At 35.7% G+C, this 13,301-nt stretch carries 11 protein-coding genes; 3 read left to right on the forward strand and 8 right to left on the reverse strand.

Annotated features, from left to right (window positions below):
* Nucleotides 1–185 precede the first annotated feature (185 nt).
* The 3 genes from NSQ89_RS18915 to NSQ89_RS18925 all read left to right on the forward strand — a co-directional run bounded on the left by NSQ89_RS18915 (nt 186) and on the right by NSQ89_RS18925 (nt 2,761).
* Nucleotides 186–521, forward strand: a complete 336-nt coding sequence (locus tag NSQ89_RS18915; protein WP_047944476.1) for a PadR family transcriptional regulator — start codon at nt 186–188, stop codon at nt 519–521.
* Entirely contained in the window at nt 514–1,485 is a 972-nt protein-coding gene (locus tag NSQ89_RS18920; RefSeq protein ID WP_047944477.1) for a permease prefix domain 1-containing protein, read from the forward strand. Before NSQ89_RS18915 ends, NSQ89_RS18920 begins: the two co-directional genes overlap by 8 nt.
* 397 nt (nt 1,486–1,882) lie before the next feature.
* Complete coding sequence (locus NSQ89_RS18925) at nt 1,883–2,761, forward strand: VanW family protein (RefSeq protein WP_341116553.1); 879 nt, start codon at nt 1,883–1,885, stop codon at nt 2,759–2,761.
* Nucleotides 2,762–2,828: 67 nt separating this feature from the next.
* On the opposite strand, the gene NSQ89_RS18930 is transcribed toward NSQ89_RS18925, so the two are convergent.
* The 8 genes from NSQ89_RS18930 to NSQ89_RS18965 form a co-directional block, all read right to left on the reverse strand.
* Nucleotides 2,829–3,833 (reverse strand): ABC transporter permease, encoded by a 1,005-nt coding sequence (locus tag NSQ89_RS18930; protein WP_341133033.1) that lies wholly within the window; start codon nt 3,831–3,833, stop codon nt 2,829–2,831.
* Nucleotides 3,834–3,837: 4 nt separating this feature from the next.
* Entirely contained in the window at nt 3,838–5,346 is a 1,509-nt protein-coding gene (locus tag NSQ89_RS18935) for a sugar ABC transporter ATP-binding protein (RefSeq protein WP_336045132.1), read from the reverse strand.
* A 120-nt stretch (nt 5,347–5,466) separates the two neighbouring features.
* The gene (locus NSQ89_RS18940; RefSeq protein ID WP_047942133.1) at nt 5,467–6,405 is read right to left on the reverse strand and encodes a sugar ABC transporter substrate-binding protein; all 939 of its coding nucleotides are present in this window, start codon (nt 6,403–6,405) and stop codon (nt 5,467–5,469) included.
* A gap of 68 nt (nt 6,406–6,473) precedes the next feature.
* Entirely contained in the window at nt 6,474–7,511 is a 1,038-nt protein-coding gene (locus NSQ89_RS18945; RefSeq protein ID WP_341133034.1) for a Gfo/Idh/MocA family oxidoreductase, read from the reverse strand.
* A 301-nt stretch (nt 7,512–7,812) separates the two neighbouring features.
* Nucleotides 7,813–8,805: a LacI family DNA-binding transcriptional regulator gene (locus NSQ89_RS18950; protein WP_341133035.1), complete on the reverse strand. Its 993-nt coding sequence runs from the start codon at nt 8,803–8,805 to the stop codon at nt 7,813–7,815.
* A gap of 169 nt (nt 8,806–8,974) precedes the next feature.
* Nucleotides 8,975–9,958, reverse strand: coding sequence for a ring-cleaving dioxygenase (locus NSQ89_RS18955; RefSeq protein ID WP_341133036.1), 984 nt, complete (start codon nt 9,956–9,958; stop codon nt 8,975–8,977).
* A gap of 579 nt (nt 9,959–10,537) precedes the next feature.
* Complete coding sequence (locus NSQ89_RS18960; protein WP_341133037.1) at nt 10,538–11,755, reverse strand: cytochrome P450 family protein; 1,218 nt, start codon at nt 11,753–11,755, stop codon at nt 10,538–10,540.
* A gap of 294 nt (nt 11,756–12,049) precedes the next feature.
* Nucleotides 12,050–12,844: a nucleotidyltransferase domain-containing protein gene (locus NSQ89_RS18965; protein ID WP_341133038.1), complete on the reverse strand. Its 795-nt coding sequence runs from the start codon at nt 12,842–12,844 to the stop codon at nt 12,050–12,052.
* Between the last annotated feature and the right edge of the window lie 457 nt (nt 12,845–13,301).

Below are 13,301 nucleotides of genomic sequence, written 5' to 3' on the forward strand. Positions count from 1 at the left end.
CAAATCATAGAGGTCCTATTTTAAGGAACCTTTAAGCAAGTATTAATAAACATAAAATTTATGTAAAGAAAGGGAAATCAGAAATTTTTAACATTTTTACTTCACCTGTCGTAGTATATATGGTAAAGTATAATTACTACGACAGACATAGTATGATAGATGAAGTATTTGGAAGGGGTGATTTTTTGATTAGCAGTGATGTCATTCGCGGATATAATGACACCATCATTCTTTTTTTACTATTAGAAAAGGATTCTTATGGTTATGAAATTTCAAAAGATATACGAACATTAACTAACGAAAAATACATTATTAAAGAAACAACCCTTTATTCTGCGTTTAATCGATTAATCAAAAATAACTATATTCATTCCTATTACAAAGAAGGAGAATTTGGAAAAAGAAGAACTTATTACACCATAACGTCAGAAGGCAGAAAATATTATCAGGAAAAATGCCAAGAATGGTTCGTAACCCAGGAAGTAATTAACTTATTTATTAAGGAGGGATATAATGAATAGCATTATAAATTATTTAGACAATGTCTTTGCCAGCTTACCAAAAACTTTAGAAATGGAAACACTGAAACAAGAAATGCTCTCAAATATGGAGGATAAATATAATGAATTAAAAAAGGCTGGAAAAATGGAACATGAAGCAATTGGGATTGTCATCTCTGAATTTGGGAATATGGATGAACTGTTAAGTGAGCTTGATCTTCCCTTAACCGAGGAAACATCATTAGAACGCCAACTTACTGAAGAAGAAGTAACAACTTTTTTACAAAAAACAGCAAAGGCAATGAATTTTATCGGTATCGGTGTGATGCTGTGTATACTTGGTTCCGCCCTGCTAATTCTCAGCCTTCAAATGTATGATCAAGGATTGCTGAACGGCATAACCGAAAACACAGCCACTTTAATCGGTGTTGCTCAATTACTTTTATTCGTAGCAATCGCTGTTAGTTTATTCATTTATAGTGGCCAGCTGTTAGAAAAATATAAATTTATGGAAAAAACAGCTAGTTTTGAGCTTTCCATTCCTTTAAAAAAGAAAATAACGGCAGAAAAAGATGCTTATCAACCAATCTTTTTTCGTTCCGTAACTATCGGTGTAGCATTATGTATTTTATCCCCAATTGCAATACTAGTAACCTCTGGTATCAGTGATCAAGCAGCGGTTTATGGGGTCTGTCTTTTATTAGCCTTTATTGCAATAGCAGTATATCTATTTATTATTAGTGGCGGCAAAAAAGATGCATATGAAAAGCTGTTAAAAGTTGAAGACTATTCCTTCGAAAAAGAAAAAGAGGATAAAGTAATCGGTGCCTTTGCAGCGGTTATCTGGCCACTAGCTGTTGTCATTTTCTTAATTACTGGCATCGTGTATGGAAACTGGCATATCAATTGGATTATCTTCCCAATAGCTGGACTGCTAATGGCCATGTTTAGCGGTGCGTACACCATTATTAAAAAAGATAGATAGAAAAACGGTTATTGTGAAGTCATAGCCTCACAAAAACAGGTGGATATCAGCCAAACTTGGGGGCTTATCAGCCAAACTCGGGGGTTTATCAGCCAAACTCGAGGGCTTATCAGCCAAACTCGAGGACTTATCAGCCAAACTCGAGGACTTATCAGCCAAACTCGGGGGCTTATCAGCCAAACTCGGGGACTTATCAGCCAAACTCGAGGGCTTATCAGCCAAAGTAGAGAGACTATCAGCCAAAGCAGCATCCAAAAATGTCTCTCTGCTTCTTTACAATCTTCGCACTTCCAAGTGAATACCTCTACTACCTCATTAAAATTACAATTAAGTACATTAAATAAAAAAAACAAACACATATTAATGAATAACGGAGATCTTTACGGAGGTATTTCTTATGTATGTTCATTTTTTACTCGGAGTGCTGCTATTTTCTCATTCTGTACTTTTATCAGGTGATTTTATTAAAGCAACAGAAAGTATATCACAACCTAAAGTTAAGAAAGAAGAAAATTTTTTATGGAAGTCCCCTGGTTTACCTGTTATCCATACAGATGAGTTCAATAAAGTAATGGATGAAATAGATAAAAAAGTGTATATCGCACCAAAAGATGCTGCCGTCAATAAATATGGAGGGATTGTCCCTGAAGAAGTTGGTTATCGTCTGCATCGAGTTAAATTTATAGAGCAAATGTATGCACATTATTTTAATGATACTTCTAGTAACAAAGGGTACCCCCTAGAAGTGATTTATCCTAAGGTAGATAGTGAACTGTTAGAAAGTATTCGCCGCAAAAAAATAGGCAGATATATAACATCTTTTAACAAGGGGAATAAAGAACGGAGCATGAATATTTCCCTAGCTACAGAAGCGATTAATAACAGTGTCATTTTTCCAAATGAAAAATTTTCCTTTAATCAAATTGTTGGGAAAAGGACTGTGGAAAAGGGATATTTACAGGCTCCTGTAATTATTCATGGGAAATTTTCAGAAGATATTGGCGGTGGAATTTGCCAAGTTTCCTCTACCCTTTTTAATGCTGTAGATAATGCGGGATTAAATATCATTCAACGATATTCACATAGTAGAAAAATCTCTTATGTTCCGCCCAAGCGAGATGCCACCGTCAGCTGGGACGGACCAGATTTTGTTTTTGAAAATAACTACGAACTTCCCGTCCTTATTCAAGCCAAAATGTTAGGACATCATTTACTCATAGAGATCTATTCAGCAGAAACTATTTCTTATCAGCCTAGAAAAGTTCCCTATCTATAAAGGGCAAGCACAGGGACGGTTCTTGTGAGAAGGATTCAACTCTACAAGAACCCTCCCTTCATTTCCTTTAATCTTTTTTTGATCTTCTTTGTCTGATAACATCTACGAATACTGCTGCTATAATAACCACCCCAATTACGGTCATTTGAAAGTCTGCTGATACGTTCAAGAGGTTTAATCCATTGCGGAGAACGGCTATAATCATGGCTCCAATTAAGGTTCCCCATACGGTTCCAACTCCACCAAAGAAGCTGGCGCCGCCTATAATTACTGCTGCAATGGCATCTAATTCATACGAAAGGCCTGCAAGTGGAAAGGCAGAATTTACTCGCCCCACCATTACTAATCCTGCAAGTGCGGCCATAAAGCCACTTATGGAATAAACAATGATTAGGACTCTGTTTACATTAATTCCTGATAAGTGTGCAGCTTCCTTATTACCGCCAATTGCATAAATATATCTTCCTGTTTTCGTACGGGTTAAGAAAAGATGGAAGATAACATACATAATAAGAACCAATACGAAACTAACCGGAATAGGACCGACAAACTCTCTCCCCAAAAATTGAATCAAATAAGGAAAACCAGCGATTGGAGCTGATGCTGTGATAATAAGGGCTAACCCTCTCGCTATATTCATTGTTCCTAAAGTGGATATAAACGGATGTGGTAAACGCAGCTTTGTCAGCATAATTCCGTTTAACCAGCCAAAGAATCCCCCCACTAATAAACATACTAAAATTCCAACTACAGGAGGAACTCCCATATTCACAACCACGACTCCCATTACCATAATGGATATAGCAAGAATAGACCCAACAGATAAATCAATGCCCGCTGTTAAGATCGGCAGCAGCATCCCGAGTCCTAGTAAAGCATTAATAGAAGATTGACGAGCAATATTCATTAAGTTATTTAGTGTCAAAAATCGATCGGATAAAAACGTTAAAATAATGCTTAGTGCAACTAAGCCAATAACCGCACCAAATTTATCTAAATAATATCGGAATGATTTTTTTCTTTCCTGGGCCTTAATTTCTGCCTGCACATCATTTATCGCTGCTTTTGACATACTATCACCCTCCTGTAGCTGCTTTCATAATCGTTTCTTGTGTCGCTTCTGTTCGATCTAAAGTAGCAGTTATCTTTCCTTCATGCATGACAATAATACGGTCACACATACCAAGAATTTCAGGTAAATCTGAAGATATCATTATCACAGTCGCACCGTTTTCTACCAGCTGATTCATTAACCGATATACTTCTACCTTCGCTCCAACATCAATCCCTCTCGTTGGCTCATCAAAAATAAACACCTTTGCTTTCGTTTCCAGCCATTTTGCAATCACAACTTTTTGCTGGTTTCCTCCACTTAGTTTTCTTGCATTTAGCTCCACATTATTCGGCCTGACCTGAAGCTCTTGAATATATGAATTGGCCACATTTCTAATTTGCTGAAGATTGATCAACTTTGATTTTTTTCCTTGAAAGCCCTTCATATTAGCTAATGCGATATTAAAATCAAGCGGCTGATCCAATAGCAAGCCTTCACTTTTACGATCTTCTGTAATAAAGGCAATTCCTGCATTGATAGCATCTCTCGGTGTTCGGATGGAAACTTCTTTTCCTTCTACAAAAATCTTCCCCCCATCTTTTGGATCGGCTGCAAAGATCGCCCTTGCAAGTTCTGTTCTGCCCGCACCCACCAAACCAGAAAATCCAACAATTTCTCCGTGATTAACATGAAAATTTATTGGATGAAGAGTCCCTTTCACTGTTAAATTTTCAACTCGGAACCCCTCCTTTCCTAATGGAAAATTCTTCTTCGGATATTTTTCATCTAATGACCTTCCAACCATTAACTCAATCCATTGATCGCTACTAGTTGTTTTTACAGGCAATGTCTCAATTTTATAGCCATCTCTTAAAATGGTTACTCGATCCCCTATTCGCTTAATTTCTTCCAAGCGATGGGATATAAAAACGATTGCCATTCCCTTTTTCGTTAAATTCTCAACTGTATCATATAATTGTTCTACTTCTGCCCCGCTTAAACTCGATGTTGGCTCATCCATAATGAGTAATTTTGCATCCAAAGTTAGGGCCTTCGCAATTTCAACAAGTTGCTGCTGCCCCATTCCTAATTCACTTACTTCTTTATCCGCAATCGATGGGTCCTGCCCAAGCATTCGTAAATATTCCTTCGCTTTTTCATGCATGCTTTTTCGATTTAAAAAAGATAATTTTCCCTTGTTTTTCAATTCTCTCCCTAAAAAAATGTTTTCATATACTTTAAGCTGTGGGATAACGTTTAACTCTTGATAAATCGTGGCAATGCCTATCTTCATAGAATCGACAGGGGAATTGATGGAGACTAATTGATTCTCCCAATATATTTCTCCGCCATCTTTCTCATATGCACCAGTCAAAATTTTAATTAATGTTGATTTTCCGGCACCATTTTCTCCTAATAGAACATGGACTTCTCCCGCCTTTATTTCGAGATCAATCCCTTTTAGGACATGATTGTTTGAGAAGCTTTTTTTAATCCCTTTCATCACAAGCAATTGTTTCCCATCTTCCATACTTGTTCTCCTTTCTAAGCTTCTATTTCCATGTTTTCTAGTTACGAAGATATCTGTTATAAAGAACATTTATACGAATTCATCCTCAAATAGACAGTAGAACTCATATAGTTACTTTCATTATTTTGCGATTCCTTCAAGGAAATCTAATTTCTCCTGCGCATTGTCAGACGTAATGATATCAATTCCACTATCGATTCTTGATTCTACTTTTTCCCCCTTCATTGCTTTAACAGCATTTTCCACCCCTTTATAGCCCATTTCATATGGATTTTGGGCAATAGATCCAGCTAAATCTCCATCTATAATCGATTGAATTGCTTCAGCAGTTCCATCTGTTCCAATAATCGGAAGTTTAATTCCCTTCGACTCTGTCGCACGTAACGCCCCTATTGCCATATCATCATTTGCCGAAAATATCCCTTTAATATTAGGATTATTTTGCAAAATATTTTCCACTACTGAATTAGCTTTTGTTTTATCACTATCTGCAGGCTGCTCAGCCACAATAACCATTCCTGCTTCTTCTAGAGACTCTTTCGCACCTTTAATACGTTGATCCATTGCTGTATTTCCTAACGCTCCACCAAGCAGAGCAACTTCATCCCCTTTTTTTAGGAAAGAAGCAAGCAGTTTTCCGCCCTCTTTCCCTGCTGTTAAATTATCTGTACCAATAAAAGAAGTTTTTCCAGAAAAATCGGCGTCCGTATCAATAAAAAGGACCGGCACATTCGCTTGCTCTAACACTGGTACGACAGTATCTGGTTGGGTTGGAGATACAACAAGTGCACCTATCCCTTGGTTTAAAGAATCCTCAATCATGTTAACTTGTTCCATAATTTGTGACTCAGAAGCAGGTCCCACAATAGTAACATCCACACCTAAGTCTTTTCCTGCTGCCTTCGCTCCTGCTTCTACATACTTCCAGTAAGGACTACTCAATGTTTTCAATACAACCGCAACGCTTCCATCTTCCCCGCTTCCGGATGCACTCTTGCCACATCCCACCATCGCAATTACTAAACCAATAATCGTAAGCAACAAACCCAATTTTTTCATAGCATATACCCCTCTATTCTCAATTATTTTTTTTAAATAGTAATGACAATAAAGATGAGCTGAACCAATTAATCTATATTTGCTATGGCACTTTCTTCCTTTGCTAATGAGACCGGTTGTTGTGTTAGATAAGAAGATCTTGCTGCATAAGAAATTTGAAGCGCTTTCAATCCGTCGTAAGCTGTAACGGAAGCATGTTTATTTTCTCGAATGCCTCGAAAGAAATCATCTAATTCTAAATAGTAAGCATCTGCGAATCTTTCTGGAAAATGAGGGAGAATATTATGTGTCTTACCTGCCTTTGTAAAGATATGAAGATTATGCTGCTGTAAGTTATCTCCTACCACTATGGTTCCTTCTGAACCAATAATTTCGGCGCGAATATCATAGCCATAGTAAGCATTTCTGCTAGCTTCAACATCGCCAGCTTCACCTGATTCAAACTCTATATAGGAAAGCGCTTGATCAATATCGTTATATTTTTCCACAAAAGGATATTTAACTACTTTCCCATTAGCGGAAACCTTGCTGATTTCGGATGCTAATAAATATCTTGCTATATCAAAATCATGAATAGAGACGTCCACAAAAATTCCGCCGCTGTTCTGAATAAAGCTTTCGTGAGGACAATCTGGATCCCTTGATATGCCTTTGAAGTAAAGCGGTTTCCCAATGTCTCCAGCAAGTATCCTCTTTTTGGCTTCTGCGTATGCCGGGTCATATCTTCTCATAAAGCCTAATTGGCAATATGTATGATTCTTATCCATTAAACTAGTAATCTCTTTTGCCTCCTGTATATCAATGGTCAATGGCTTTTCCACAAAAATCTTTTTATTAGCAAAAGAAGCCTGCTTTAAAAATTCAAAATGGGTACTTGTTGGCGTAGCAATGATAACGGCTTCTATCGTCTCATCTTGAAATATCTCCTCTGCATTTGAAGTGAATTTAGGAATCTCTAACTCCCTTGCTACTTTCTCCGCTCGGATTATATCAATATCAAAAATAGCAGCGACTTCTACATGTTGAATTCTTGTTGATGCATTTACAGCATGCCAATATCCCAATCTGCCAATTCCCATAACAGCACATTTTGTTTTTTTATTCACCTAATCACTCCCTATATACTGTTTAATCTTTGAATCCCCTTAGTTCTTCATTATTGAACAGATACAACCATAAAGTATTAGAGTTATAAATCCCCTCCTTTTTCTACTTTAGATTTGGTAGTTACATAGATGATTGGTCATACCAAAACCTTTTGGTAAAACGCTTTCTTTTGCAGCTAGGTTCATTTTAGCTGATAATCCCATTTATTGCAACATGATTTATTAAAAAAGTTCTCATGATTTTTTCATTATTTGAGTAACTATTGAGCAACTTTGATGTCAACTCATTTTACATTTCGTATCACAACGTAGAATCGCGAATGATTAATTCGGGAGTAAATAGTAGACGCTGTTTATATTTACTTGGCTGCTCCATTTCTTCCATAAGCAAATCGACTACTTTCGAAGCCATTTCCTGAACAGGCTGTGCTATAGTCGTTAATGCCGGGGTAATAACCGTTGATAAAATAGTATTATCAAAGCCAACCACCGAAAGTTTATTAGGAACTTCTATGTCTGAATTCTTCGCTGCTTTAATAATACCTGTTGCTAATAAATCATTACTTGCAAAAATAGCTGTTGGTCTATTCTCCAATGAAAGAAGCTTCATCGCAGCTTCATAGCCCCTTTGATGAGTAGCCTCTGTATAGATAACATATTCATCATATAAAGGGAGATCATATTCTCCTAAAACATCTTTATAACCTACTACCCGTTGATGATTACTTCTAATTTTCTCGGCTATCATGGCAATTCGCTGATGTCCTAGCTGCACTAAATGAGAAGTGGCTAAATAACTCCCCTGATAGTCGTCAACTCTGACGGAATGAATGGGAAGCTTAGGAATATCAGAAGCAATCAGTACAACTGGCAATTGCTGATTTTCAATCACTTCTGCCAATATATCCGTATTATGAAACTCAGAAGCTATAATTAATCCATCGACACGCTGTCTAGTTAACAAGGATAAATAATTTTTTTCTTTTTCTTCTTCATTATCAGTACTGCACATCATGACATGAAAGCCAAGTTCTCTACTTCTATTTTCTACTTTCCGCGCAACTTCTGCATAAAAGGGATTGGATATATCAGAAATAAGAAAACCAATTGTTTTCGTCTGCTTTCCCGTTAAGGCAGAAGCGACCACACTTGGTTGGAAATTCAATTCCTTCATAATGCGTTTGACTTTTTTCCGCGTTTCCTCACTAATACGTCCCGTATTATTTATAACTTTCGAAACAGTAGAAATAGAAACCCCAGCTTTCTCTGCCACTTGATAAATCGTCGTTTTCATTACACTAACCCTACTTTCCTCAAACACTATAAATTTAAATATAGTATAAGATAATCCTATTTGCCAGAGTGATGGAACTTGTGAGGACAGTAAATATATGATTCTAAATATAAAAAAGGATGGTTCTATTGAAGTCATTAACCTCTATAGAACCATCCCTCTGTTTGCTTTACAAGTATTCTTTCTTGATTTCTGTATTACTGCGCACGGTGTTTATTGGTCTTACGAGCTTTTCAATTTTTTCACGGTTTGGTTCGAGAAATGGTGGTAAGGATAATTTTTCTCCTAATGTTTCATATGGCTCGTCTCCCATAAATCCAGGCCCATCTGTTGCTAATTCAAATAAGATTTGCGGTGCAACATTGGAATATAAAGAACCAAAATAATAGCGCTCTACAAAACCGGAGTTTGGCAATTTAAAACTGCTCAAACGTTCTTGCCATTGATCTAATTCGCCACGATCTTCTACTCGGAAAGCAGCATGGTGAACGGTACCAAACCCTTGTCTTGCTTGTGGAAGAATGGTGTTAAATTCTACGATAACTTGGGCACCATTTCCTCCTTCACCCATTTCAAATAGATGGAATGAACCCTCTTGAGAAGCTTCTTTCATTAAAAACACTTTTTCTAATACTTCCTTAAAGTAATCCAAGTAAGCAGTCCGAACAAATATTGGTCCTAATCCTGTAATCGCGAATTCTAATGGAACTGGTCCATTTTGCCACGGAGTCCCTGATGCAACTCCTTCATTTTTTTCATCTGAAATCAGTTGATATTGCTGGTCATCAAAATCTACGAATGACAATGTCTTTTTCCCAAACTGTTCTTGAATTCCTTTATGCTTCACTTCATACTTATCAAAGCGTTTTACCCAATATTCTAAAGCTGCATCTGTCGGCACTCGGAATGATGTTTTGGAAATCTCATTTGTGCCGTGCACTCCTTTTGGTATTCCAGGAAAATCAAAAAATGTCATATCCGTACCTGGACTGCCGACATCATCCGTGAAATATAGATGGTAGGTTTGAATATCATCCTGATTTACTGTTTTCTTAACTAATCTTAGCCCTAATACATAGGTAAAAAACTCATAAATTTTTTCGGCACTGCTTGTAATTGCTGTAATATGATGAAGTCCTTTTAACTCATTCATTATTTATTCCCTCCTATTAATTATCTCGAAATTGAGATATTTATATAAAAAAATATAATTAATTAAGATATCTTTAATTCGAAATAATTTTATCACTTTATTACTTTTTGGTCAATAGGAAAGAATTTCTATCGTGAAAAGTAAAAGTCACTTCTTCTTTTGTTTATAATAATGGAGGTATATAAGGATGTTTGGATATTATGACAGAAATTATTGCAGACAAACTGTTATTTACTGCGCCCTCTAAAAGTTAAAAAGACAATAAATACATTCTGTAGAGGTGCTTATGGATTATATCAGGATGGTCCAAGTGTAGAAGAGTATAGTCAACATTGTCAGGGATTTGCTATTTTAACTAAAACAGTTGGGAAAGAAAATAGTTAGTACTACTGATTTATGAAGTTCACTGTTTTATCCTCCTCCCTTAGTAACTCAAAAAAATAGATTCAATTCGATAAAGAACTGTTTCATTAATAAGTATAGTAATGTTGGAAATACTGTTGCTTAAAAGATTTGGCAGCCCATATTGCAACCAAATCTTTTAGGCATAGTATTTATTACTTTTTCCAATTATATACTTCAAAAAGTAAGCGGAATTTCTTTTGCTCCGCGAATAATAATCCCAGGTCGCCATTCAATTGTGTTTAAATCCTCTTTTAATTTTATTTGCGGTATTTTTTTCAGCAGTTTATTAATCGCAATTTCACCTTCCAGTCTTGCGAGTGGAGCTCCCAGACAGAAATGAACTCCTTTACCAAACGCGATATGGGTATTAGCTTCACGGGTTATATCAAATGAATCTGGTTCAATAAAGTGATTATCGTCACGGTTGGCAGCTGCTAATGCTATAAATACCATATCCCCCTTTTTAATATGCTTTCCTTCAATGATGACATCCACTGTTGCAAAACGGACATTGCTAACTTCGGCAGGACCGTTATATCTCAATATTTCTTCAATTGCACCATGAATAAGCTCAGGGTGAGATACTAATTTTTCTTTCTGTTCAGGATGTTCTAATAAGGCAAGAATACCATTCCCAATAAGATTAACAGTTGTTTCATGACCGGCAATGATTAAAACGAAAACAAGTGCATATAATTCATTTTCACTTAATACATCTCCTTCATCCTCCACACGCAGAAGATCACTAATTAAGTCATCTTGAAGATGCCTTCTTCTTTCGGCAATTAATTCCTCTAAATACTGGATAAAGGAAATCATCGCGTTTTCAGTCTTTTGAGAAAGCTCTGGATTACTAACTCCTTCCATGATCACATTCGACCATTCCCTGAATTTTTCCTGATCTTTTAAGGGAACACCCAACATTTCGCATATAACAATAATAGGAAGCGGAAAGGCATAGTCCTCTATCAAGTTGATTTCTTGTTTATGCTCAACTTGAAAAAGTAACTCTTCTGCAATTTCTTCTATTCTTCCTCTAAGATTCTCAACCATTTTTGGTGTGAAAGCCTTTTGGATTAAACGTCGTAATCGGCGATGATCTTTCGGGTCTACACTAAGTAAGTTTCTTGAAATTATTTCTTGGTGTGGAGGCAGATTTCCTTTAATAGAAGAGTGGACAGGATAATTTGTAACAAAACGAGAGTCAGCTAACAGTTTGGCGGCATCTTTATATCTTGATATAATCCAGGCAAATTGTCCATTTGGCAATAGAAATCGATGTACTGGATCATTTTTACGAATCTCAGCATAGGCTGGATATGGATTATCGATAAATTTTTTGTTTAGGAAATCAATTTTTGAATTATTGCCATTATGGTTCAGTATAGTCATTAAATGTTCCTCCTCATTTAATTAATCTTATAATTGATTTTAACTTTTTACCCCAATTAACAAAGAAAGAAAGAATGCTGCTCGGACGATAAAGCCCATCCCCTATTGTTTGTTCTGCAACGAAACTTAAACAGCATCATAATTCCCACAACTTTATTCGTCCAGGTTAATTTCATTTCATATGAGTTTTTATTGATGACTTCTAAATTAGTGTAAGTAAATATTACCTCTAAATTCAATTTTGTAATAATATCAGTATGTTTAATATTCCTCTATCACTCTATTTAAATCTCATTACCATTCTGCTAGAACAGGGCGATTCTTATACCACCATAATTCATTATCATCAATCGATCTGCTCAAAATAGTTGCCGTATCATTTGATACATTCCAATCACAAAAATTTAAGATAAAAAATACAAAATCGTTTTTTGTATCTTCATCGAGTTTTTGTAAAAATAAATTGGCTTTATATGCAATATCTTGCGGTTTTTGATCCAGTTCGCTGAGCGTGGAAATTAATCCCTTTTGACAAGGAAATAGTTTCTCATTGTAAGTTAGTAACATTCTTGAACCAAACAAAACAATGTCCGTGGCCGCTCTTGTTTTTAAATAGACATTATTTGTGATGATAGCCTGTTCCCAAAAATAAAAGTTATTTAGCATGAGAGCACTGTAAAATGATATTATTTTTTCTTCCTTTTCCCAGACTGGATAAATAGGGATTTTCTTAATTAGCTCAACTATTTCAGAATCATGGGTAAATATACATTGGGCTCCTACGAAGGCATTTCGAGTAGGTTCACTTCCAACTTTAGAAGCTTGGATGAGATAATCTTTTGTAAAGTATTTTATGTCAAAATAACCCTTCTCATAAGTGCAGTTATCCGTAATTACTTCTGAAAGCCTATTCTGTTTTGTAAGTTCCTCATACTTCTCATCACTAACAATTAACATGATATCTACATCAGAATCTATTCTTTCTTTACCTTTTGCAACCGATCCTCCTAAAATGGCAGCTATGATTTCTAAATTATCTTTATATATATTAATGAAATTGTTAATGGAATCTTGATGAAGTTTGTACATACAATTATCACTCCCTTTTTTATTTTTTACTAACTATATTCCATCAAAGTATATGTAGTTCTTGCTGTTTTAGAAATTCCAGGAAAAAACGCCCTTTCAGTAGAAGAAGATCTTATAACATTTAGCTTCATGTTATCCTGTCCTTTCTAATCTCAAATTAATTGATTGTATTGGTAAAAACACCAATAAGGAATTCGAAATATAATGTTAGCGCTTTCTTATATGTTATAACATTTTATTATTTTTCAATTAAAAAATATGGTGTTTTCATTTTATTTTTAGAACTTCTTTTTTATCATTTATATTATTATTGCAATTTTTATATAAGCTTTTATACGTGCTTAAACAATGCACATAATTTTTCTGGCGAAAATATGGACTAACTAGAGCTCTAGCGAAATGGACAAACGATTTTCAATTACTTTCTGAATTAGCTCCATTGCATTTAACACAACGC

The organism is Niallia sp. FSL R7-0648 (genome assembly GCF_038007005.1).
In the GTDB taxonomy this organism is placed as follows: domain Bacteria; phylum Bacillota; class Bacilli; order Bacillales; family Cytobacillaceae; genus Niallia; species Niallia circulans.

Excerpts from the sequence above, each read along its gene's own strand:
- NSQ89_RS18920 (WP_047944477.1), top strand. The coding sequence starts at position 514 with ATGAATAGCATTATAAATTATTTAGACAATGTCTTTGCCAGCTTACCA.
- NSQ89_RS18925 (WP_341116553.1), top strand. The coding sequence starts at position 1,883 with ATGTATGTTCATTTTTTACTCGGAGTGCTGCTATTTTCTCATTCTGTA.
- NSQ89_RS18930 (WP_341133033.1), bottom strand. The coding sequence starts at position 3,833 with ATGTCAAAAGCAGCGATAAATGATGTGCAGGCAGAAATTAAGGCCCAG.
- NSQ89_RS18935 (WP_336045132.1), bottom strand. The coding sequence starts at position 5,346 with ATGGAAGATGGGAAACAATTGCTTGTGATGAAAGGGATTAAAAAAAGC.
- NSQ89_RS18940 (WP_047942133.1), bottom strand. The coding sequence starts at position 6,405 with ATGAAAAAATTGGGTTTGTTGCTTACGATTATTGGTTTAGTAATTGCG.
- NSQ89_RS18950 (WP_341133035.1), bottom strand. The coding sequence starts at position 8,805 with ATGAAAACGACGATTTATCAAGTGGCAGAGAAAGCTGGGGTTTCTATT.
- NSQ89_RS18955 (WP_341133036.1), bottom strand. The coding sequence starts at position 9,958 with ATGAATGAGTTAAAAGGACTTCATCATATTACAGCAATTACAAGCAGT.
- NSQ89_RS18960 (WP_341133037.1), bottom strand. The coding sequence starts at position 11,755 with ATGACTATACTGAACCATAATGGCAATAATTCAAAAATTGATTTCCTA.
- NSQ89_RS18965 (WP_341133038.1), bottom strand. The coding sequence starts at position 12,844 with ATGTACAAACTTCATCAAGATTCCATTAACAATTTCATTAATATATAT.